This window comes from Neochlamydia sp. AcF84 (genome assembly GCF_011087585.1).
Taxonomy (GTDB): Bacteria; Chlamydiota; Chlamydiia; order Chlamydiales; family Parachlamydiaceae; genus Neochlamydia.
The window spans coordinates 1-22137 of the sequence record NZ_VJOT01000003.1; the positions used below are offsets into that span (position 1 = coordinate 1).

The 22137-nt window shown below is 38.3% G+C and carries 18 protein-coding genes and 2 tRNA genes; 3 read left to right on the forward strand and 17 right to left on the reverse strand.

The genetic code is table 11. The features are described from left to right. Window positions 1-143: 143 nt before the first annotated feature. Window positions 144-593, forward strand: coding sequence for an F-box-like domain-containing protein (locus tag NEOC84_RS00045; RefSeq protein WP_166154107.1), 450 nt, complete (start codon window positions 144-146; stop codon window positions 591-593). Between the two features lie 383 nt (window positions 594-976). Next, window positions 977-2611: a CocE/NonD family hydrolase gene (locus NEOC84_RS00050; protein ID WP_166154109.1), complete on the forward strand. Its 1635-nt coding sequence runs from the start codon at window positions 977-979 to the stop codon at window positions 2609-2611. Between the two features lie 68 nt (window positions 2612-2679). Here NEOC84_RS00050 and NEOC84_RS00055 read toward each other — a convergent pair whose 3' ends face one another. The 10 genes from NEOC84_RS00055 to NEOC84_RS00100 all read right to left on the reverse strand — a co-directional run bounded on the left by NEOC84_RS00055 (window position 2680) and on the right by NEOC84_RS00100 (window position 12899). Further along, entirely contained in the window at window positions 2680-3753 is a 1074-nt protein-coding gene (locus NEOC84_RS00055; protein ID WP_166154111.1) for a protein arginine kinase, read from the reverse strand. After that, the gene (locus NEOC84_RS00060) at window positions 3740-4300 is read right to left on the reverse strand and encodes a UvrB/UvrC motif-containing protein (protein ID WP_166154113.1); all 561 of its coding nucleotides are present in this window, start codon (window positions 4298-4300) and stop codon (window positions 3740-3742) included. The genes NEOC84_RS00055 and NEOC84_RS00060 overlap by 14 nt, the downstream gene beginning before the upstream one ends. A gap of 562 nt (window positions 4301-4862) precedes the next feature. Beyond that, window positions 4863-4935, reverse strand: a tRNA-Lys gene (locus NEOC84_RS00065). 7 nt (window positions 4936-4942) lie between these two features. Beyond that, window positions 4943-5017 (reverse strand) — tRNA-Glu (locus NEOC84_RS00070). Between the two features lie 102 nt (window positions 5018-5119). Further along, window positions 5120-5671 carry a ribosome recycling factor gene (frr, locus tag NEOC84_RS00075; RefSeq protein ID WP_166154115.1) on the reverse strand — a complete coding sequence of 184 codons (552 nt, stop codon included), beginning with the start codon at window positions 5669-5671 and terminating at the stop codon, window positions 5120-5122. A 49-nt stretch (window positions 5672-5720) separates the two neighbouring features. Continuing rightward, window positions 5721-6443: a UMP kinase gene (gene pyrH / locus NEOC84_RS00080; protein ID WP_166154117.1), complete on the reverse strand. Its 723-nt coding sequence runs from the start codon at window positions 6441-6443 to the stop codon at window positions 5721-5723. A gap of 402 nt (window positions 6444-6845) precedes the next feature. Continuing rightward, a complete protein-coding gene (locus tag NEOC84_RS00085) occupies window positions 6846-7319 on the reverse strand; it encodes a hypothetical protein (RefSeq protein ID WP_166154119.1) in 474 nt (157 codons plus the stop codon). A 9-nt stretch (window positions 7320-7328) separates the two neighbouring features. After that, a complete protein-coding gene (locus tag NEOC84_RS00090) occupies window positions 7329-8375 on the reverse strand; it encodes a hypothetical protein (protein ID WP_166154121.1) in 1047 nt (348 codons plus the stop codon). Window positions 8376-8598: 223 nt separating this feature from the next. Further along, window positions 8599-9528, reverse strand: coding sequence for an EamA family transporter (locus NEOC84_RS00095; RefSeq protein ID WP_166154123.1), 930 nt, complete (start codon window positions 9526-9528; stop codon window positions 8599-8601). A gap of 131 nt (window positions 9529-9659) precedes the next feature. After that, window positions 9660-12899, reverse strand: a complete 3240-nt coding sequence (locus tag NEOC84_RS00100) for a DUF1347 family protein (protein ID WP_166154125.1) — start codon at window positions 12897-12899, stop codon at window positions 9660-9662. A 158-nt stretch (window positions 12900-13057) separates the two neighbouring features. On the opposite strand from NEOC84_RS00100, the gene NEOC84_RS00105 reads away from it, so the two are divergent. After that, the gene (locus NEOC84_RS00105) at window positions 13058-13753 is read left to right on the forward strand and encodes a response regulator transcription factor (protein WP_166154127.1); all 696 of its coding nucleotides are present in this window, start codon (window positions 13058-13060) and stop codon (window positions 13751-13753) included. A gap of 436 nt (window positions 13754-14189) precedes the next feature. On the opposite strand, the gene NEOC84_RS00110 is transcribed toward NEOC84_RS00105, so the two are convergent. The 7 genes from NEOC84_RS00110 to NEOC84_RS00140 form a co-directional block, all read right to left on the reverse strand. After that, complete coding sequence (locus tag NEOC84_RS00110) at window positions 14190-15590, reverse strand: NFACT RNA binding domain-containing protein (protein ID WP_166154129.1); 1401 nt, start codon at window positions 15588-15590, stop codon at window positions 14190-14192. Window positions 15591-15593: 3 nt separating this feature from the next. Next, entirely contained in the window at window positions 15594-16775 is a 1182-nt protein-coding gene (gene metK / locus NEOC84_RS00115) for a methionine adenosyltransferase (RefSeq protein ID WP_166154131.1), read from the reverse strand. A 212-nt stretch (window positions 16776-16987) separates the two neighbouring features. Beyond that, window positions 16988-17803 carry a glutamate racemase gene (gene murI, locus NEOC84_RS00120; RefSeq protein WP_166154133.1) on the reverse strand — a complete coding sequence of 272 codons (816 nt, stop codon included), beginning with the start codon at window positions 17801-17803 and terminating at the stop codon, window positions 16988-16990. Further along, window positions 17800-18459, reverse strand: a complete 660-nt coding sequence (locus NEOC84_RS00125; RefSeq protein WP_242678141.1) for a LysM peptidoglycan-binding domain-containing protein — start codon at window positions 18457-18459, stop codon at window positions 17800-17802. The genes murI and NEOC84_RS00125 overlap by 4 nt, the downstream gene beginning before the upstream one ends. 62 nt (window positions 18460-18521) lie before the next feature. Next, window positions 18522-19250, reverse strand: coding sequence for an OmpA family protein (locus tag NEOC84_RS00130; protein ID WP_166154135.1), 729 nt, complete (start codon window positions 19248-19250; stop codon window positions 18522-18524). A gap of 403 nt (window positions 19251-19653) precedes the next feature. Next, complete coding sequence (gene tolB, locus NEOC84_RS00135) at window positions 19654-21030, reverse strand: Tol-Pal system protein TolB (RefSeq protein WP_166154137.1); 1377 nt, start codon at window positions 21028-21030, stop codon at window positions 19654-19656. Further along, complete coding sequence (locus NEOC84_RS00140; RefSeq protein ID WP_166154139.1) at window positions 21027-22127, reverse strand: hypothetical protein; 1101 nt, start codon at window positions 22125-22127, stop codon at window positions 21027-21029. Before NEOC84_RS00140 ends, tolB begins: the two co-directional genes overlap by 4 nt. Between the last annotated feature and the right edge of the window lie 10 nt (window positions 22128-22137).

The following is a 22137-nucleotide window of genomic DNA, read 5'->3' on the forward strand; positions in this document are numbered from 1 at the left end:
AACAAGAACCCAGATAACAATAAATGAAGGTGTTGATAAAAAATATTAATCAGAAAAAAGATTAGGTTAAATGCCAGTTAATGACAAGTGTCCTTATTTGCGTTGAGAATGTTTTTAACTCTATTAATCAAGGATGCATTATAATGGGATGCTTTTTTTTTAACTTTAATCCTTTTAATGGTATAGATCTGCGCCCTTGGCGCCTCATTACTGAGGCCCCTCCCTCAATAAAAACCATACCAGAAGAATTGATTGTGCATATTTTTTCTTTTCTCTCCCCCAAAGAGCTTGTGAATGCTCAGCAAGTATGTAAACACTGGAAAAGAATAGGAGATGAAGAGACCTTGTGGAAAAGACATCATCAACAGCATTTCAAAGACAAACCCTTACATATTAGCTTTTGTCTAAAAACACCTCGGTCTTTTAGGAATAGTTATCTTTTTTATAGCCGGATGAAATCAAGAAGACGGCAAACTAAGCTAGATATTGCCGCTTTGCGCGCCTCTCCCGCATATAATCCAATTTTTTCCGAGAGGCTGTTATGGATGAATCAAAATCAAAGCTTTAATCATCAAAAGAGCTTAAGGTTGTGAGGGGAGGCGGGCAAAGAGAACAATGCTGATAAGATAATCTGTATAAATATCAAGAATATCAAGTTTCATTTTTTTCTCCTCTTTTCAAAGGAAAAAATATATCCTTAGAATAATTTATTCAACTCATCTGGTGCGTAAGTAGCTTAAATTTTTCAACAAAAAAGCAAGGGGAGTTCAAGAGGTAAATCAGCTGTAACTTTTTTTGAAAATTTAAATTAAAAACTGGCCTTACGTACAGATGAGTTAGTTAGGCAATTTTGCTCTTTTTTTATTTCTTATAATTGCTTCCTTTCTCAATTAAAAATAGCATCTACTTCACATATTTTTTGACTTTACCTCCCCTAAAATATTAAACTCATTCATTAACTTGAGGTAAAGAACGCATGCATTTAAAAATTTTGACAATTTTTTTTCTTTTAAGTACTTCATTATGTTGGGCCAAGGATAATTTTGTTGCCGATTTGACAGTTAAAATCCCCATGCGAGATGGTTATGAATTACCAGCCGATATTTATTTTCCCGCGGAGGGAAGGGAAAAAAAAGCTCCTTGTATTTTATTAAGATGCCCGGCAGGTCGCAAAGCAATGCCTTGGGTGGGATATACCTCCCTCACTCATTTTGGCTATGTAGTCGTTATGCAGGATACCCGGAATGCTTTAGATATCAATGGAAAGACGGCTCCTTTTATCACCGATGGCTGGGGAGCTTTACAAGATGGGTATGATACAGTTGAGTGGTTAGCAAAAAGCCCTTATACAAATGGAAAGATTGGGACCTTAGGTTTTTCAGCCGTAGGTTGCACCCAACTGCTGCTAGCACCTTCTGCACCCCCATCTCTTAAATGTCAGTATATTGGAATTGCCGCTGGTAGCTTATATCATCACGCCATTTTTCCAGGTGGACAGCTACATAAAAATCAGGTAGAAGGATGGCTAGGATATTATTCTAAAGATACAGGTGTGTTAAGCTTTGTAAGCTCTCAGCCTTTTTATAATGCATTTTGGGAGGAGTTAGACTCAATCAAGGTGGCACAAAAAGTGAGAGTACCAGGATTTTTATATGGAGGGTGGTATGACACCTTTTTGCAAGGGACCATCGATGCTTTCGTCTCTCGGCAGAATAATGGAGGAAAAGGTGCTTTAGGAAAGCAGAAACTGCTGATAGGGCCGTGGACTCATTGGTGGCCTATATCCTCCAAGCTAGGTGATTTTCCAGTTCCTCCTCAAGGATTTTCTCCTTCTTATGATATGTCTCCTCAACGTTGGTTTGATTATCACCTTAAAGGCATAGAAAATGGTGTAGATCAACTGCCTCCCGTTACCTATTACGTTATGGGTCCCTTTGATGGCTCGCCTTCGAAAGGAAATGTATGGAAAACTGCTGAAAATTGGCCTATACCTGCTAAAAATAAAGCTTTTTATTTGGGGCAAAAGCATAAATTAATAACCGAGATAACAAAAGAAAAAAGGGGTGTCTATTCCTTTAATGCTGACCCTAAAAATCCTGTTCCTACAATAGGGGGGCGTAATCTCTTTCTAGATTGTGGCCCTAGAGATCAGCGAACGATTGAAAGTCGTTCCGATGTACTGGTATTTACTACCGAACCCTTAGAAGAAGACATGGAAGTGACTGGACATTTATTAGCTAAATTATATGTAACTTCCAATGTTTCTGACACCGATTTCGTCGTACGTTTAAGTGATGTTTACCCCGATGGGCGTAGCATTTTAATTTCCGATGGAATCCATCGAACAGCCATCCAGTCTTCTCAACTAAAAAGATGGGCTTCTTTGCAAAAGCCTTATGAAATTGAAATTGATCTAGCTTCTACGAGTATGGTTTTTGCCAAAGGACATCGCATAAGAGTCTCAATTTGCGGTTCAAATTTTCCTCGCTACGAAGTTAATCATAACGTGGGCTTATTAGAAGCGACTTCTGGGCGGTGTGCTGTGGCCCGCAATAAAATCTATACAGGCCCTGGTTATCCATCACGACTTATTTTACCGCTAGTTGAGTAAGGTTTGCTTTATTTAATAAGGAAAGAGGCTTGCTAATTATAAATTAGCAAGCTAGGCAAGCTTTATTTTTAGACTCTTAGATGAGCTTGAAGAAGAGCTTTATGGATGAACTCGGCTCTTTTATGGACAATTTCTTCCTGGGGTAGATGGGTTTTCTCATGAAATTCTGCTAGCAAATGAGATCTTCGACAATTAAAGAATAGTTGATTGATGGATTGGCGGGAGATGCCTTCTACCCAGCCCATCTCTATTCCTAATTTAAGGAGGCTGATCGCATTCAGGGCTTCAATAGCATCAATTTGATAAGAATGCGTTAAAATACCAAAGGCACGGCTGATTTTATCTTTAATATAAGGATTACTACTCGCTCGAATTTGATTTCTGGCCATATTTTCTTCGACAACCATTTTAGTAGCAAAGGCATTTAAATTAGAGATAATCGATTCCTCGGTAACGCCTAAGGTATAATTGTTTTGCACGACTAGCAAATCACCAATGATTTCTTGGGGAGAGCCGCGAATACCGGAGCAAGCAATGCTTTCCTCTTTATTTTTTTCTACTATTTCCTCCATTTTTCCTGTATGGACAAGAGCGGGAAGCTGAAGATAGATAGAAACAAGTAAAGCTGTTCCGCAGCTACCTATATCTGCAGTAAGAAAGCCATATTTAGCATTATAAGCAAAAGAAATGTTATGGCCAATAGTGGTTTCAATTTTTAAAAGTTTATTCCAAGCCTTCTCTAGTTCGCCTTTACATTCGATAAGTTGCAAGTGGAGATGATTGCGAATATTAAAAGAAGCTAAAAATTGTCCTGAAGCGTCAATGATAAAAGCTTCTCCTGAATGAGCCTGGATGAAATTATCATTAGACCAGAAATGTTCTCCTAGAAATTCTTTCTCAAAAGGTTCCATTTCTTCTGCCCGAATAAGAGTAGCTTTCTCAAGTAGATCTAAAGAGAGGATTTCTTTGCTTAAAACTGAAACCACCTGCTTACGTCGCTCTGTACTAAGTTTACCCGGGAAATTGAATTTTTCAAGGTTTCGATGTAGATGAAGAATGGAAGCTAGCCAAATATCATTATCATTGTCTTGCCAAAGTTTTTTCTGGTTAATAATAACATTAGATTTATCATTGGGGGCCATTGCTTTTCTCCACATTTTCTTCTGTCAAAGCTCTAATTTGATCACGTAGCCATGCAGCTTGTTCATAGTCTTCTCTTTTTAGAGTCTCATTGAGGGCTTCGTTAAGAGCTAGTAGACGCAAGGAGGGGCTGATTTCTCTAACCTCACCTGGGCTGCGCCCAATATGGAGTGGAAAAATTTTTTTATTAGCTTTTACGCGAGGAGGAACTTTATCAAGAATGAGGAGTTCTTGTAAGATAATGTCATCAAAAACCTCGTAGCAGTTGCTACATCCTAAAGAGGCCCCTACCCGTAATGCTTCTAAAGAGGTATTACATTCTCCACAAGCCAAGCTGGTTTCTCCCACCATATGGCCCATCTCTTTTTCACTTGTTTGGCCATGTAGCTTACGTCGCAAGATAGGGCAGTCTGAACACATGCCCGTTTGCGAGATGTTATTTCCTATGAGCTCCGTATACCAAATGGCGATAGGTTTCTTGCATTCTGTGCATTCAATGGGTCGTTCAGGAACTTGCTCTTCAAAAAATTCAAAGGCTTTTTTAACCATAGTCGATCTTTTGATAGATGTTATATATTTACACCTACTATAGAAAATGTGAGCAAAAAAGTATAAATTTATTTTCGTAGGGAGAGTTTTTTTTTGCTTATTTGGCTTTGGCGTCAATGAGCAGTTTTTTTTCTCTAGCTGGCAGGATTTTAGTAGAGGCTTAAAGCTTAGCATTAGCTTGCGAAAAGCTTAAAGTTTATCTATTCATTTATAAAAAGCTAATTTTTCTCTGATTTTTATAAGGCTAAGAGCATAAACTTATTTTAGTATCCTCTTCCTTTAAGTTTAATCAATTGCTAGGATGAGGACGTTTAATGAATGCATAAAAGGTAGGTGGATAGGGAATTTAATTAGATCAATATAAAAGGGAAAAATGAAAAAGCAGATGCTTTGTAAGCTTAAAGGGCTTATTTAAAAGGTAAAGGATTTCTAACGAAAAAATAATCGGCTGGGCTTACTGGCAATGGGCTTGATAAATGCTTAACTTAAACTAGCATGAGTAGAAAAATAAAAGCAATTCAAGGGATGAGATGGAAAGCAAAGTAGAAATTGCTTAAAAGCTTGAGACTTGATGGACTCGAACCATCGACCCTCTCATTAAAAGTGAGATGCTCTACCGACTGAGCTAAAGTCTCGTGCAATTGACCCCAAGGGGATTCGAACCCCTGTTATCGGAATGAAAATCCGGTGTCCTAGGCCAGGCTAGACGATGGGGCCTGACTGGCACCTTATAAGGTTGAAAAACTTATAAGGTATTTTTTCTTCAAGTTTCCTTAAAGAGGCCTAATGTTACAGGATTTTGACTTTTATAAGCAATAACTAAATGGTGATAATTTCTTTTTCTTTTTTTTCTGCTAGCTCGTCAGCTTCTTTGCAAAACTTATCGGTCAACTCTTGAACATTTTTCTCATTCCTTTTCAGCCCATCTTCAGTAAGCTCACCAGCTATTTTTTGTTTTTTGGCAGCTTCATTAAACTCGCGGCGTATATTACGGATGCTAATTTTTGCTTCTTCTTTCTTTTTATGGCATTGCTTAACCATTTCTTTGCGCATATTTTCATCCATAGGAGGAATCTTAATGCGTATAGAATTAGCATCCACAATAGGCATGAAGCCTAAATTAGCTTTTTCAATGGATTTGCCAATCGCATTTGTTGTAGAAGGATCAAAAGGGGTAATTAAAAGCGTGCGCGCTTCAGGGGCAGTCACATTAGCAACTTCTTTGATACGCATGCTAGAGCCATAAATTTCTACAAAAATGCTATCTAACATACCAGCATTGGCACGATTAGTGCGTAGAGATTTTAAATCATTTTTCAAATGTTCAATTGCCACTAACATCTTGGATTTCGCTTGTTCAAGAATATTCATTATACAACTCCATTTTCCTAAATTCAGGCTGTCTATTAAGATACTTTTCTTAACTAATTAATGTTCCGTCTTCCGTTTTCGATAATATTTGTTTTAAAGATTCTTTTCCAAGAGCTTCCATGCTAAACACAAAAATAGGAAGCTGATTATTCATGCAAAGAGCGATGGAAGTTGTATCCATAACCTCTAGCTTTTCTGTAAGATATTGGGAGTAAGATAAAGTCCTATATTTTTGTGCTTGAGGGAATTTCAAAGGATCTTGCGTATAGACACCCTTGACTTTGGTAGCCTTAAGCAAAACATCAGCTTGTATTTCGCAAGCACGTAAGGCAGCAGCGCTGTCCGTAGTGAAATAAGGATTACCGGTGCCACCTACGAAAAGGACAATATGGCCAGCAGCAAGGTAATCGTTAGTGCGGTTCCAGTTATAGCTTTCAGCCACTTTAGGACATTCCAGGGCGCTTATTAGCTTAGTTGTACAGCCGATAGAAGTTAACGCTTGCTGTAGGGCTATACCATTCATAAGGGTAGCTAGCATACCCATTTGATCTGCCGCAGAGCGAGGGATTTTTGAGCCTTTTAATTGAATGGCTCGAAAAATATTTCCTCCTCCAATGACCAAAGCTAATTCGAAACCCTCTTGCTTTATATCTTTTAGCGATATAGCTAGCTGCTCCGCAGTCGGAAAATGGACGCCAAAAGGTTGCTCCCCTAGAAGGGTTTCTCCAGAAAGTTTTAACAAGATTCGCTTAGCGTTAGATAGATTTGTCATCGTTTTTTTCATCCTACAAAAAGGTATAGATTAAATAAAAAATACATTCTAGAAAACCTTAATTGCTACTTACCTTAAAATAGCATTTAGGGTTGGTGCCATTAAAGCTAGCTTGCAGTTTTCCTTCCAGCGACGCATTGAAAGTTTACTTCAAGTGATTATAGCCTATTTAAGGCGCTACTCTCAAGCTAGTTTAGGTTAGGCAGGGAATGAAAAGGATAAAAAGCTTAAAATATACTTAAGAAGTAATACGCTCTCGAGTAACTCTTTATGTCATCATATACTTAGTAAAAAGCTTGTTTTTACGGGTAAGGCCAGCTTGGAAAAAGGTTAATTTCTTTTTTGGTTATGTAGATGTAGTTTCTTTAAAAGGTGTAATTGAGGATCTTAATCGATAAGAAATTAAGATTGCTGGGAAGGAGTGGTAGGGTAGCTCTCATAGATTTTGATATGCATAATTTTCCAATCGCCTTCTCGGTTTGCTAGGTGAAATTCAAGATAGAATTTCTGATAGGTTGACGAGCCTTTTAACAAGATTTGGTAAGTAGCTTGATCTTTGGCTACATTAGTAAACGAAACATTCTTTCTGGTGAGTTGAGTAGTTAAAACCTTTCCATAAAGATCCTGGATGAAAAGGTGAAAATATTTGAAAGAAGAAGCTTGTTGAAACTCTTTACTTGTACTAAGAAAATAAGCATCATTAATATTTCTTTGTTGAATGCGTTCTAGAAATAGGTGTACAGCTTGGACTACCGCTAATTCCTCTTGCTCCGTGGGAGGATGTAAAGATAAACGTTCTTCAAAAAAATCTATAACAGACTCTTCAGCAGCTAACGATAAAGACAGAGTGGTAAATAAAATAAACAAATATTTCAATGGATGCTCTTAAGAAAAAGGTTTAAATAAGCCATAATTTTCCATTAAGCTTTCTGCCTTTTTATAATGCGTACGTTTTAATTCTTCATACACACGTAGTCCTTGCGCATTAAATCCTTGTTGGAAGTAAAGAAGGCCCAGCTTATAGAAAGTTTCTCGATCACCCGGGTTTAATTTTAAGATGGTTTCATATTCTTTAATTTCTTCTTTAGGCATTTGCAGATCACGATAACTATAAGCTAGTTGGGCATGGACCCAAGGGTCGTTGGGTGCATAATCATTAAGAACCTTAAATTCTTCAATGGCTCGTTCGGCAATGGCACGGAATTTCTCTTCCATCTGAAGGGAATAGCGCTCTACAGGCATCCAGCGTTCCTCATCATATCCCTCTAACTTACGCGGATCTACATAAAGGCCGGAAAGCATAACGTAAGCATTGGCAAGCGAGGCGTGGACCTCCAAGCTAGTCGGCTCGCACTTGACAAGCTTGATATTTTCTTCTACAGAAGTTAGCAAGAGAAGTTCTTTAAAGCGATGGACATCTTGCCAATGCCACCAACAGCTAAATTTTTCTATAAAAGAATGTAAAGATTTTAGCCATTGAGGGAAGGAATAGAAATTATATTCTTTGCCGTGAAGGTTATTAGCTAATTTGCAACATGCATTGGCTAAAGCAATATGATGTTCTGGGCAGCCTTCTTGATAATTCAAAAGGCTTTTGCAAGCAGCCAAATAACGTTGAATGATCTCTTTATGCTGCTCAGGCTTCTTAGCCTGGTAATAAACTTTCAGGATGAAATAAGAAAAGAAAGTAAGAAATACTCCAGCTAAACACATAGCAAGTAAAGCTGATTGTGTCAATAAGCTAAAAAAGGTAACCATTAAGATACATTCAATCACACCTAATATCAAAAAAATCAAGTGTAAGATCACATAAGAGCGCATCATCCCTTCAAACTGAGGAATAATAGAAGCAATGATAGGGTTGATATGATCGTTATAAAAGAAAGTATTAGCTTGAAAGTAAGTTTCTCCTTCAATGCGGGAGGATGACATGGTACTACTCTTGATAAAGCTTCAGGAAGACCTTTTATAAAGTTTGCCCTAAATTTAAACAAGGCTTTTTATGTTTACACCCCCTTTTTGTTAGCGGTGAGAGGCTTAATTCTATCATTCGTTAGTAATTTTAAAGAAATGATGAGCGCTATGCTGGATAGCTATTCATGAAAAAAGTAATAAACTAGGGCAAGGCAATATAAACGAGGCAGATGCTTTTTCTTTAGCCGGTCGTTTGTCGGTTCACCCTAACGCTAGATTTTTTTAATTCTTCCTGATAGAAAAGACTCAAACCTAGCAAATTAAGGGCCGAAGAAGTGAAAAAGGCTAAGCCTAGTTCCTCTCCCAAGAGAGCCCACCCGAATAGAGCAGAAAACATTGAAGTGGAAAAGCCTGCAAAAGACATAAAAGTGGCAGAAAAACGTTTCATTAGCCAGCCGTAAAGATTATAGCAGATAAGATTTGAAACAAGTAACAACCAAGCCGCACAAATAAAGAAGGGGAGGAGGCTGTTAAGATTAACAGGTACGGGCTTCCAATCTTCTACTAACAGCGAGTGAAAAAGGGTAATGATTCCACCTATCAGCATGCTCATTCCATTGGCAAATAAAGGTGAATAAAGATTTTCATTAACGAGCTGACGTAAAAGAATCCATCCATAAACGCTTGTAGTAGCGGCAATAATCACAGCTAACTCTGCCCAAGAAAACATAAAGAGATGGCCCGCTTTTTGCTCTGCAGATGTTTCACTAAGTAACATAGGAATTATGCCTACAAATCCAATCATTAATCCTATCCATTTTTTTATCGACATTTTCTCTGTGAAAATAAAATAGGAAAATAAAGCAGATATAAAGGGAGAAAGGCTATAGATAAAACAGGTTTTAAAAGAGGTTAAATATTTAAGACCCCAAAATTCGAGGACATTGGTAATGTAAATGTTAAAGAAAGCCAGGCGTAAGATACGACCAAAGCTGTGCCAATTCATGGAGATATGGGCCCCCTTGCGGTAAAATTCATAGGCTAAAAGAAGTATACCCGCAACTAGCATGCGTGATCCAATCAGGAAAAAAGGCTGTGCATATTCTAGAGCAACTTTGCCGACTGTGAAAACGCTAGCAAAAAGGGCAAAAAGTACAAATACAAAAAACATCAATCGATCTCTTTTAAATTATCTATAGGATATAGTAAAAAGCAAAAAGATTCAATTAAGAAGGAGTAAAAGGATGGCGGGTACATTCATTGGCAACTTTAAATTTCCCTGATGCAATCGGTATAATTAATTTACGCCTTCTCTCTCCATTCTGTGGTATGTAGGTTAAAACTTAAATTTGCTAATTTGAGTAAATAAAGTGGGTGAAGGGGGTGGAGCTTTAATGCTTTACTCCAGGCTTGAATTGCATCGGTTAAATGATTTTGCTCTTCCTCTATACAAGCCAGCGAGCGCCATGCTTCTTCATCGTGAGGAGCAATTTGTAAAACTTGCTTTAGATGATAAAGAGCAGAGTCAAAATCTTTCTCAATTTTATTAATCAGCGCTAATTGCTTATAGGCTTCCACATAGTAAGGATTTAAATCAATCGCTTTTGAGAAAGCTTGTTTGGCACTTCGATTAAGTTTTAAATGAGTTAAGACTTGGCCTTGAAGATACCAGGCTTCTGGAAGATAAGAATGCTTTTCATTGATTTTCTTAAGAATATCGTATGCTAATAGAAGTTTTTCAGAGCTATCAGCGCAGCTATCCGTTGAATAATTAAAATAAGAAATAAGCTCTTTGGCTGAAAGTAGCTGAAGGGAGATACTTTGAGGGTATAATTGCAGCTGGTGGCTTAATAGCTGTGAGCTTAGATTGAAAGATTTATTCTCTTTGAGATCGATGCCCAAATTTTGAGGGATTGGGAATAAAGCAAGATGATCGATTTCAAATTGCCTAAAATGTATAGAGGCAAGATCAGCTCTTCCTAGAAGGGTAAGCGCTTGACCATATAATCGATGAACACTCGAATCTTGCCGACAATCTAAAGCAAATAGTTCTTTAAAAGAAGAGACGCTATCAGGATATAAACCAATTTCAAAATAAATTTGGCCTAAAAGCAAAAGAGCTTTTTCTCGTGGCGAGCCCTGGACGTTCTGTAAGGCTTCATGTAAATCTTTAAGCGATTCGGGGTAATTTTTTAATGTATAAGCCAGCTGAGCCCTTTCTAAAAGAAGATCAGGAAGGGGATTTTTAACTTGGCGAAAATAACTTAAGGCTTGGACTAAATCTTTTTTAACATAAAGAAAATAGCGGGCAGCAAAATCATAGGCATTAAAGCTATACAAATGCATTTTAAGGATATTGTAAGGTGTAGAGCCCCTCTCTTCGAGGAAATAAAGGGGAATGTGCTTTAAAAAAGTAGCAAATATCTCTTCGGCTTGTTCTTTTTGATCCTGGGCAAGATAAGATTGGATAAGCATGCCTTGAACGGCAGGGATTTGCTGCCTAGAAGGAGCCAGCTGAGGATATAAGTCAATCACCTGCAGCCAATCTTGCTTTTGAAAGGCTGCAATATAAAATCCCAGAAGGATTTCATCATGGAAGAGAGCATGTTGAGCCCTTTGAATTTGCTTCAGCCAACTAATGCTTGGTTCGGGCTGAGATACGAGTAAATAGCCTAAACCTAGGCGCAGCTTATTATCATCCGATAAAGGCTGATGAGTGCAAAGAAGTTGCAGGAAAGAGGCTCCTTGCTTCTCTCCCGTAATGAGCATAGAAATGGCCAGAGGCTCTAAGATAGAAGAATCTAGGCTGCTTAAATGCCTAGCATGTTCGACCACTTCAAAATATTTCCCTTCTTCATAAGCAGTCAAAACAGCTATACGGCGGGCTGCTTGATCGCAAGGAGTAGCTTTAAGTACTCCTAAAGCTTTATCGGCAGCTAAGGTAAACTGCTTTTTTTTGTACAAGTATTGTGCATCTGCTATTTGGTTAGCGATTTCTGGAGCCTCCAGGACTGGCAGAGAACTAAAATTAAATTGTTGTATAGCTTGTTGAATAAAGGCAAAATGATAAACGTTATCTTGAAGAACTGCCTGTTGATATATTTTAATTACTGCACGTTCAATGTCTTGCTGGAACTCTTTTAGCTCTTCTTCGAAGGGTAAGGTAGTAGCCAATCTTATAAGATCTATGGCTTTTTGAGGTTTATTTTTAAGCGACCAAAGACATTCGGCTTTTTGCAATAGCTGCTGAGCTAAGGTATAGCGCTGGAAAGCTCTTTTTTCTAAAGCCTGCCATAGGTCAAGATAGGCGTAGATTTCTTTAGAAATTTCAGCACCATTCTCAAGTACCTCCAAGATTTTAGATGCTAAAGCATGGATGAGTGTTGGCAGGCAGGAGGAATCAGAAGAGAGAAGCTTTTGGCTGAGAATCCAGCCCTCTTTCCAGTAATCAAGATGGCCCTTTTTTATCGCTTCTTGCATAGAGGCTGTTAATTGCGAGACCAACAGCTGATGAAAATTACTTTCATACAAATGGTCTGTTATTCCTTGAATAAATTGCGAAGCTTCTTCAATATTTCCTGTGCAAATCATCTCAGTAAATCTCTGAGCAAATCGCTTACTTATTTCCTTTAATTGAGGAAAAGCATGCATTCTCTCTAAGGTGTGAAGGTAAAGCGGTAAGCTTATAAATGTAAAACCTTCAATTTCTTGCAAAAGCTGGGCTTTAAAGGAATGAGCAAGGTAACTTTTTTCTTGAAGGTAATAGACATTGGCGTGGGACGTTAATTGGAGATAGCTTGCAGCTTTTTGATAAGCAAAAGGGCGTGCAGGTGGGGGCAATTTTTCGGCTTCTTTCACGTAGCTTAAAGCTAATAGCAGATTAGTATCCTCTTCGACAGCCGCTGGGGAGATGAAAAGCATGGCTTTCAATGCTTGGCGGGCTTCCTCTAATTGGCCTACCTCGATTTGAGCGTATAAACAATTAAGCCTCACTTTTTCTTCTGGAAGATGGCGTTGAAAACTTGCTTCCATCCATTTAGATAGCCAAGATCTAGATTGGCTAGCTTGCCAATGGGTAAGGGCTTGAGGATAATCTTTGAGCAAATAAAAATAATAGCCTTTAAAGAAAAGGAACCAAGGATGATCAACAGTAGTATACAAAAGGCATTGATCAAGCGCTTGATGTAAGGCGTCTATATCTTTTTGCAAAAAAGCATTTAAGGCTAAATTTAAAGATAATTCAAAAGCTTTATTACTTCTTTTATTAGTAAGATGCTGCAGGGCTTCTAAAAAATAAGGTTGTGATTTTTCTGCCCCTAATTTCTCACGAGCTATATACCCTTCATATAAATAAAAGTCTGCTGATGAGAGGGCATGATCGCCATGTAAGAGATGGAGGTGTGCTTCATCGTATTGTTGGCTAGCAAAATGCTCATAAGTTTGGTCAAGGAGGGTTCTTGAATCAAAAGTAAACCCTATAAAGAGAGCAATAAACAGCAAGCTAAAACAAAACGAAAGAGTAAAAATTTTAAAATAGGACATTAGAACCAACCCTAAAAATCTTCTACATTAAACTTTATAAAAAAAATTTTAATGTAAGAAAAAAACTGTTAAAAAAAGTATTTTAAAATTTGATGAAATAAAAATCCAGCCTATGTTAAAATAGAGATAAAAAGAATTTACCTTGAGAAAGGCGTATCATGCAAAAATCAAAAATTGTACTGCTTGAAGATGAGGAAGATATAGCGGCATTGATTAAATTACAAGCAGATATTTCTGGCTATAAATTGCATACAGAAATTGATGGCCTGAATGGATTAAGAGCCATTGAAAGAGAGAAACCGGATTTAGTGATTTTAGATATTATGCTTCCTGGCTTAAGTGGCCTAGATGTTTGCCGAAAAATGAAAATTCATCCCGAATTAAAAGATATTCCGGTCATTATGATTTCTGCCAAAAGTGAGGAATTAGATGTGGTGTTAGGGTTAGAATTAGGGGCCGATGATTATGTGGCCAAGCCTTTTTCCCCTAAAGTTTTATTTTCACGCGTTCGAGCTGTACTGCGACGTGGCAAAGATACCCATGAAAAAGCTTTAAAAATTATTGCGTTTGGTAATTTTACAATAGAATTAGAACGTTATCTGGTAAGAAAAAACGATAAATCTATTTCTTTGACCCTTTCAGAATTTGGGATTTTAAAGCGCTTGGTAACAAATATGGGTAAGGTTTTAACCCGTAACCAATTGCTTGACGATATTCAAAATAGTGACGCTTTTGTGGTGGATAGAAATATTGATGTACACGTCGCTTCTCTTCGTAAAAAATTAGGTCCCAACTTTCAATGGATTGAGACGGTCCGCGGGGTGGGCTATCGCTTCTTAGAAGAGGAAGAATAACAAATAGAACGACTTATTCTATAGGCCAAGGAAAAAATCGCGCCTACTTGCTAAATTTCATACATTCGCATGAATTTCATGCTTATCTTTTTTCTAATACCTTTTAGAGAAATTAAGTCTACATAACCAAAAAAGAAATTAACCTTTTTCCAGGCTGGCTCTACCCGTAAAAACCAAGCTTTTTATCAAGCATATGATTACATAAAGAGTGGCTCGAAAGCGTATAATTACATTTTTTAATTAATTTTTTATAAATGCCACCTTTTAATTGATAGGTTTATAGAAACATAGAGGTCTGTTGAAAAAATAGTGTTCCTGTTTTTTGAAAAAAATGTTACCTTTCCAACAGCTTCCTTGCTAATTAAAGATCTAGTCTTTCCATATGATTGTATAAAAAGCTTGTCAAGTATCTCTTTATTTAAGAAAATTTTAAACCCTAAGAAAGAGTGGTAAACTTATTTTCTTTAAGTTTTTTTAGCCGCTCTAGATCTATTTTAGCGTAAGCGATACGTTGAATAGAGAGATGAACTTTTCCCGGAATATGGTTTTTATAACGCGAGACATACTTACATTGAGTGATGCAAACTTCTCCTTCTTGGCGCTCTTTAGCTTTGCTGTAGAAAAGAGCTGCATGAATAGCATCTTGTAAAGACTCTTCATCGGGTTTAAGACGTTTACCTATATGTAAAATGACATGCGATCCAGGGACATCTCTAGCATGTAGCCAATAATCTGAGCCATGGGCATAAGTAAAAGTTAATTTATCGTTAGCATGGGCGTTCTTGCCTACCCATATCTTTAATCCTGCTTGAGTCACAAATTCGTGATAAGGTAAAGGTAAAATTTTCTTTGTCGAGTTGTTCTTTGTTATTTTCTTAGATAGCTCCTCCGAATGTATTTGGCAAAAACTTTCAAGCTTTTGCTTAGTTTCTAGCTGTTGCACCTGTCCTAGCATTAAAGATAACTTTTCTATGGCTTGATGGGCCTGCTCTAACTGAGCGGAAAGGGGGGCAATTGCTTTCTTTAATTTTTTACTTTTTTGAAAGCGCTTAAAGACTTCTTCTGAGGGCGGCAAGGTAGGGTCTAAGTTTAGGATGACTTCTTGATTACCTTTCAACCAATCATTGACCCTGACCTGGCTTAACCCCTTCGTTATTTTATATAGATTGGCTTGAAGAAGGGAAGCTTCATGGTGTGCTTGTTCCCAAAGAAGAGCTTTCTGTAGCTCTTCTGAAAATTTGGCTTCGGCTTTCCGAGTTTTATTCAGTTTATTTTTTAGCTCGGCAACCAGTGCATTTCTTTTTTCAAGAAATTCAGCTTCTAATTCTTTCTGTCTGTAGATAGCTTCCACTGAAGCACTAGTAATATTCTCAGGCGAGTCGAGTGGCAAAAGAGGAGGCAGAGTTTTAGGAGGAGTATAAAAAGTATGGATAGTGGGATGCAAAGAAACTAGAATGCACTGTTGGCTATCAACAAGATAGCAATTGGGTTTTTTAGGAATAAGTTCGCTGATAAGAGTTTGGGTGAGCTTGCCTTTTTTAAAAACCATCCATAAAATTCTATCTTCATTGATAAGCTCGCAGCTTTCTAAATACCAGGTCCGTAAATGATGGGTCAGTTGCTTAGAAAAGAATGAAGAAATATCTTGACCAGGGTATTTGGTAAGATGGAAGCGCAAAAAGGCTTCTTGAAAACAAATCAATAAGGAGGGTGCGTCTTTGAAATGAAGGATAATCTTTTGAGAATGTGACGCTGTGCAGTGATCAAAAAGCGCTTCCTTTAAAGAAGAGTTAAGTTCTTTAAGAATTTTTTTCATTTGATCGATTGTTAATGACATACTCTATCCTGCGGCAAAAGATTCCATTTTTACACATTCTAACAAGGAAATAATCTTATCTGTTTTTTCCCAAGTAAAGTTTTCTTCATGACGCCCAAAATGCCCACCAAAAGCAGTAGAGAGATAAATAGGTTTTTTTAAGTTAAGCATTTGAATGATGCCTTTAGGTGTTAAATCAAACACTAAAGGGACGGCTCTGCTGAGAATATCTTCACTCACTGATCCTGTACCAAAAGTATCTACTTTAATAGAAAGGGGATGGGAAACACCGATAGCATAAGAAATTTGCACTTCACAGCGCCGGGCTAATTTAGCTGCCACGATGTTTTTTGCCACATAACGAGCTGCATAGGAAGCGGAACGATCTACCTTAGAGGGATCCTTGCCTGAAAAAGCCCCACCTCCATGATGGCCCATTCCTCCATAGGTGTCTACAATAATCTTTCTTCCGGTAAGCCCACAGTCGCCCGCAGGGCCTCCAATCACAAAACGGCCGGTAGGATTAATGTAGAAAAGAGTATTATCCGTAATAAAGCCTTTAGGAGCTATCCTATGCACAAGTGCTTGCATATCATGGACGATTGTCTCTCTTTTAACTCCTTCTGCATGCTGCACGGAGATCACAACGGTATGAAGACGGATAGGTTGATTTTTTTCATCATACTCTATTGTAATTTGCGTTTTCGCATCAGGTCTTAGATAAGGAAGCTGTTTGTTTTGTAGGATGTGATGGAGCTCTCGAACAATTTGATGGGCTAGCGTGATAGGTAAAGGCATTAATTCGGGTGTCTCTTCACAAGCATACCCGAACATTATGCCCTGATCGCCTGCACCTTGTTCTTTATAAAGGCCTTCTCTTTCATTGATACCTTGAGCGATGTCTAAGGATTGCTTATGAATAGAGGTTAGCACGCCACATGAGCGATAGTCAAAGCCCTCTTCTAATTGATCGTAACCTATATATTTAAGAGTATTACGTACGATCTCTTGATAATCTACTTGTGCTTTAGTCGTAATCTCTCCTGCAACCACGACAAGGCCTAAAGTTACCATTGTTTCGCAAGCCACTCGGGAGTTTTCATCTTGTTCAAGACAAGCATCTAATATAGCATCAGAAATTTGATCAGCGACCTTATCAGGATGACCAATTCCTACTGCTTCGGAAGTAAATAGAGAATGCTTCATGCTTATCCCTTAAAGTTAGTAAAAACGATAGCAAGGCTCTTGTTATCGTTTAAATTAAAAGATTAGATAATCAAGAGAGGAGATTAAACTTTAAAGTCTAGCAACCTTTTTGTTTTTTAGCATAATAAAGTTATTAAATATTCTTGAGTATAGATAAGAATGTGTATTTCTCTACGTTAAAGAGGCCTACTTGTATGTATAGATAGGCGACTTTAAATCTCAAATTTCATTTTTAAAGGAATGTCTACTTTATCAATGGAATGTCCTAGAAACTTGGAGCCATGCAAACGAAATTTTTCAGGATAATCCGAAACATAAAAGCGATGAGAAGGTGTTTTACCAGGGGAGGCATGTAAATGATGAGCCTCTAAAGTGAGCGACACATGTTCTGCGCAGGTGCTAGCCGAGTCGACAATGCAGACATGCGGGCCTATTTCCTTTTGGATCAAAGAACGAAGAAGAGGGTAGTGAGTGCATCCAAGAAGTAATGTATCAATGCTGCTTTGCTTTAAAGGGGCAAGATAATCTTTGATAATTAGCTGGGTGGCCGGATGATCGAGTAGGTGCTCTTCAATAAGGGGTACTAACAGGGGGCATGACATGGAGTAAACTTGGCAAGAAGGGAGCTTTTTTTTAATTTTTTGGGGATAAATACCTGATTCGGTGGTCGCTCGTGTAGCAAGCACACCTATTCTAAGGTGGCGTGAAGCTTTAGCGGCATGCTCCACACCTGGCTGAATCACATCAACAATAGGGATTTTAAGGATCTGTTTCAACTTATCTACAGCATAAGCTGAAGCTGTATTGCAGGCAATGACTAGTAATTTAATTTGGTGTTCCATTAAAAAGATTGCGTTTTCTATAGAATAACGCAGAATGGTATCGGCACTTTTGTCGCCATAGGGCAACCTGGCAGAGTCTCCGAAATAAATAATTTGTTCATGGGGAAGCTTATGCATGATTTGTTTCATCACTGTTAGCCCGCCGATCCCTGAGTCAAAAATTCCAATTGCTTGCGAATTACTCATGGGATTCTAAGATTTTGGCCAACAACGATTTTATCATGGGAAAGGCCATTAAGCTCTTTAATAGCTTGGATAGTCGTTTGATGCTTACGCGCAATCTTTTCTAAAGTATCTCCGGGTACCACTTTATAAATCTTAACGGATGGAAGCCCAGCTTTTTCTGAAAGGCCGCTTGTGGGATTTAAGGCCTCTGCAACTGATTTGATCGCTTGATGAAGGCTGTCGATGTTTTGATTTTGAAATTCAATAATTTTTTCAAGCTCCGTAAGCTTTTGCTTATATTGGGAGAGGGTGGTAGCTATTTCATTCGAGTAGGTTTTAAACTGCTTAGCATCCGAAATGATCCCTTGAGTAAGTAGCTCCAGGCTATTAATTTTTATTTCTAGGGCTTTAGAAGAATCTTTCCATGCTTCTGTTTGCGCATGACCTGCCTCCATCCATTGCTGGCGCATCGAGTCGATAATCGTTTCTAAAGTACGGACTTTCTCATCATAGGTTTTGATTTCAATTTCGTGATTGCCGACCTCATGGCGTAAATCATCCAGATTATGGCGCATTTCACGCAGAACAACGGCTGTTTGATCATTATAATAGCGATTAGGGGCTGCTTCAATATTGCCTAGAAAGCATAAAATTAAAGGGATGATAAGGAATATCATAACTTTTATAACTCCAGGTTGCTTGCGCAACCTGAGCCTTGGGAAGAAGATTTCTATAAACATTATTTTTGATAAATTTTAAATTCTGCTCGACGATTTTGTGCCCAGGCCTCTTCGTGGCTTTCCATCACGGCAGGACGTTCTTTACCATAAGAGATCGTAAAAATATTATCAGGGCTGGCGCCTTCGGCAATCAGAGCATTACGAACAGCGTTAGCACGCCGTGAGCCTAAAGCTAGGTTATAAGCTTCTGCTCCTCTTTCGTCGGTATGTCCTTCAATAAAAATATAGGTGTTAGGATTTCTTTGCAGATAGTCTACTACCTTGCGTAAAATACTCATGTTTTCCTGGCCTTTGATCAAATTGCTATTATAATCAAATTTGATGCTTTGGAAAATACCCGAAAGGCCTTGAATAGTACTAGGATCTTTGAAAAATTGAATGTCGGGGAGAGTACTGCCTGGATCACCTGGATTTTCTCTCGGCTGTGGGCTAACAGATTCTGCCATGGCTAACTCGGCAACGTTGGGCTGATCTTGTAAGGGTATAAAGTCTTCGTGAGCATAAATATTTGCAGAATTGCTTGGTTTACCCAGGGTATAAAATTCATCAGGAGAATAGACTTGGCGCGAATCGCCATGTTTACCGCCAAGAGATTTAACACCTCTTCCAATATGACGCCCAGCGGTTTTCGTATCTTCCCATACATCATCGCTCGTGCGCCTGCAGCTTGTAAAGGATAAGCTAATAAGAAGTATATTCAAAAGCAGGCAATAGGGAGTTAATTTCATAAAATCCTCAGGCTTTGTGGCTATAAATAATTACAAAAATAAGATAGTAACATAAAAGGGGAAATATTCTAAAAGAGCTTTTTTAATTAGCTTGTTTTACAAAGGAAAGATAAGAATAAGACTCTATCTTCCTTGAGAGGTTTTTAGGGTTTTATCTCTTTAATTTTAAGCAACTTGCGTTTTAATTTGTTTTAAGTGTATGAGCCTAGAAAAGCTCTAAAAAAGCTTTTGTATGGGTCTTAGTTTTTTTACTCTTACTTAAGAGGAGCTTATAGGATTTAGGGCAGCATTTTAATCCTAGGCATGCTCGAAGCAAAGGCTTTGAGGCTCAAGCGTAAGTAGCCCATGGAAGAAAAGAGCCATCAGGAGACTTAAAGCTTGACTGACACTATAAGGCAATGAGCTATTTGCTAAACTTAGGCTCCCATGCAGGAAAGCGTTTCAGGCCTTTTCCGGAGGAAATTTTTACTGCTTCTGTTTGATGCATATTGATCAAATAGAGTTCGCTGCTATTATCGCCCGCAGAGTTAAAAATAAGATGCAAGCTATTAGGAGCCCAGGTAGGATTTTCTTTGTGACCCCCTCCTTTAGTAATTTGCCTTTCTTGCTTTTTGTCAAAATCATAAACCCAAATTTGGCGGATATCCTGGCTTTTTGCGCAATAAGCTAGCTTACTGCCATCGGGGGACCAGGCAGGAGCTGTGTTCTCTCGATTTGATTTGCTAATCAAGAGAGCTTTAATGTTTTTAAGGCTTGCTCCGGGTTGCGGAATGTCTATGACATAAATGCGAGGGGATCCATCTTTGTTAGAAACAAAGGCAACCTTAGTACCATCTGGGCTAAAGGTAGGGGTTCCTTGCGTGGCTAGATAGGTAGAAAAAATTTGTTGAGGTTTACCTAAAGCGCCTTTTTCAGGATTAAATGCTTGTAGGAAAAGATCAGGGTTGCCGGTATAATCGCAAATGAAAGCTACCTTATCCCTTTGTTTGGCAATAGCAGGCATCAATTGATTACCTTTAAGCAAGCTGAAGCGCCTGCCTACTCCATCTTTTAAGGAAGCTATATAGATTTTTGACTGCCCCGCTCGATAAGAAACATACATAATGCTTCCGCTCGTATGGCCTTCTTGAGGAGGAATATAGGTAGGGGTCACAATAAGACTGTTTTCATGGGTAATTTGTCTGGCGTTAGCGCCATCGTAATCAGCTTCCCATACTTCTGCGATAGACTTAAGACCCTGCGAGATTTTACACGTGTAAATGATTCGCGTGCTGGCTATTCCTTCGCTGCCAAATAAGCTTTTATGGAGGCTATCGGCTAAACGATGTATTTGCCGGCGATCTTGGCTAAGGTCTCCGCTTAAAGAAATATTATTGACTGATTTTTCATGCTCACTATTCATGGAAAGCATCTTTGCTGACATTTGATTGCCTTTGATCAATATTTTCAATACATAGTAAGTATTCAGGCTTTTCCAGGTAGAGCTATTAATGGAATCAATAAAATCACCAACAGGTGTGTTAGATTCATTTTTTATTGTAAAGGTCATGCCATTGTGATTTAAGTCAAACTGTAAAACTTGTTCTAGCTGCCGAATGTAAGAGATAGTAAAGGCAGAGCTTTCCTGATAAAAAGGAGCTAGATAAAGAGGTATTAGCTTATTTTCCGTTGCTAATCTAACTACGATTTTCTCATTGTCTTCGTTTGCTATAGCTGGTAAATTTTGTTTAAAAACTAAAAAAAGAAGAAAAATTATTAGATAATATTTTAGGTGGTTCATAATTCATTACTTAATTGAATGATAAAAGTATATTCTGGCATGCCGGCAAACTCCCTTCCTAGAGGAGGAAATTTTAACATAGGCAAGTTTTTTTCTACATAGAGGCGATTTAAATGGCTGGGAGATTTAATGACATTCACTTTAATGGCTCGGCCTAAGCGATCGACAGTTAATTTCAGTTGAACTTCCCCATGTTCGGGTAGTTTTAATAAAAGTTTAAGGCGGCTAGCTAGCTCATCTCTATAGCTTCTCTCTACTGCGGGGGAAGGAAGAGTCTGAGCTATAGGCAGATTATCTATTTGCAATGTAGGGATAGCATTAGCTGAGGCGAGTGCCGTCTGGCTTGCTTGAGAAAAAGAAGCATTTTGATGAGCTCGGTTCTGCTCAAGCTTGGCAATGCTGGCCTGGGCAGTAGCTAGAAGTTTTTTCTTTTTTTCTTGTACTTCAAGGCTTGCTTGTGAATTAAAGCCTTTAGGTTGAGGCTCTGTGGAAGACTTTTCTAAAAGAGCTTTCATGGGTTTTTTCTCAGCCGCCTTGGCTGCAGTAGATGCAGGACTAACGCTTTTTTTAATATTATCTTTTTTAAGAGAGGGCTTGCCGGTGGTTGAATGGGTGGATTCATGAATTGCATTCTCTTTTTTTATAGCTGCTTTTTTATTAGGCGTTTTTTTAGAAGCTGTAGGGCTTAAAGCTTTTATACTTTTTTTATCTGGCGAGGGAGGGGGGGCAATTTTTTTATTAGATTCTGCAGAAGCCAAAGAAGTTTTGCTAGGTTTCATCTCTTCTACGTTAAGAGGAAGAGGTGGAGGAGAGGTAATAAGTTCAGCGGCAATTTCTTTTGAAGGTTTAGGGCTGGGTAGAATATTAGAATTGGGAGCCATTTTTTCTTTGTTCTCACTAGGCGCAAGAGGGGATTTTGCTTGCACTCCTGGAGGAGTAAGCTGAATTGTATGCACGGCTAGACGTTCGTTATATTGGCGAGGGGCTTGTTTGGAAAAAGGAAGCGAGATCATGCTTAAAATCATTCCTCCATGGATTATGAGGACCAAGAGAGTGATTTGCCATAACATCTTATCGCGGAGGTAGATACTACTCATAATTACTTAG

Bases quoted from the DNA above. Each gene is read 5' to 3' on its own strand.
- NEOC84_RS00045 (WP_166154107.1), top strand. From the start codon at position 144: ATGGGATGCTTTTTTTTTAACTTTAATCCTTTTAATGGTATAGATCTG.
- NEOC84_RS00050 (WP_166154109.1), top strand. From the start codon at position 977: ATGCATTTAAAAATTTTGACAATTTTTTTTCTTTTAAGTACTTCATTA.
- NEOC84_RS00055 (WP_166154111.1), bottom strand. From the start codon at position 3,753: ATGGCCCCCAATGATAAATCTAATGTTATTATTAACCAGAAAAAACTT.
- NEOC84_RS00060 (WP_166154113.1), bottom strand. From the start codon at position 4,300: ATGGTTAAAAAAGCCTTTGAATTTTTTGAAGAGCAAGTTCCTGAACGA.
- frr (WP_166154115.1), bottom strand. From the start codon at position 5,671: ATGAATATTCTTGAACAAGCGAAATCCAAGATGTTAGTGGCAATTGAA.
- pyrH (WP_166154117.1), bottom strand. From the start codon at position 6,443: ATGACAAATCTATCTAACGCTAAGCGAATCTTGTTAAAACTTTCTGGA.
- NEOC84_RS00090 (WP_166154121.1), bottom strand. From the start codon at position 8,375: ATGTCATCCTCCCGCATTGAAGGAGAAACTTACTTTCAAGCTAATACT.
- NEOC84_RS00095 (WP_166154123.1), bottom strand. From the start codon at position 9,528: ATGTTTTTTGTATTTGTACTTTTTGCCCTTTTTGCTAGCGTTTTCACA.
- NEOC84_RS00100 (WP_166154125.1), bottom strand. From the start codon at position 12,899: ATGTCCTATTTTAAAATTTTTACTCTTTCGTTTTGTTTTAGCTTGCTG.
- NEOC84_RS00105 (WP_166154127.1), top strand. From the start codon at position 13,058: ATGCAAAAATCAAAAATTGTACTGCTTGAAGATGAGGAAGATATAGCG.
- NEOC84_RS00110 (WP_166154129.1), bottom strand. From the start codon at position 15,590: ATGTCATTAACAATCGATCAAATGAAAAAAATTCTTAAAGAACTTAAC.
- metK (WP_166154131.1), bottom strand. From the start codon at position 16,775: ATGAAGCATTCTCTATTTACTTCCGAAGCAGTAGGAATTGGTCATCCT.
- murI (WP_166154133.1), bottom strand. From the start codon at position 17,803: ATGAGTAATTCGCAAGCAATTGGAATTTTTGACTCAGGGATCGGCGGG.
- NEOC84_RS00125 (WP_242678141.1), bottom strand. From the start codon at position 18,459: ATGATATTCCTTATCATCCCTTTAATTTTATGCTTTCTAGGCAATATT.
- NEOC84_RS00130 (WP_166154135.1), bottom strand. From the start codon at position 19,250: ATGAAATTAACTCCCTATTGCCTGCTTTTGAATATACTTCTTATTAGC.
- tolB (WP_166154137.1), bottom strand. From the start codon at position 21,030: ATGAACCACCTAAAATATTATCTAATAATTTTTCTTCTTTTTTTAGTT.
- NEOC84_RS00140 (WP_166154139.1), bottom strand. From the start codon at position 22,127: ATGAGTAGTATCTACCTCCGCGATAAGATGTTATGGCAAATCACTCTC.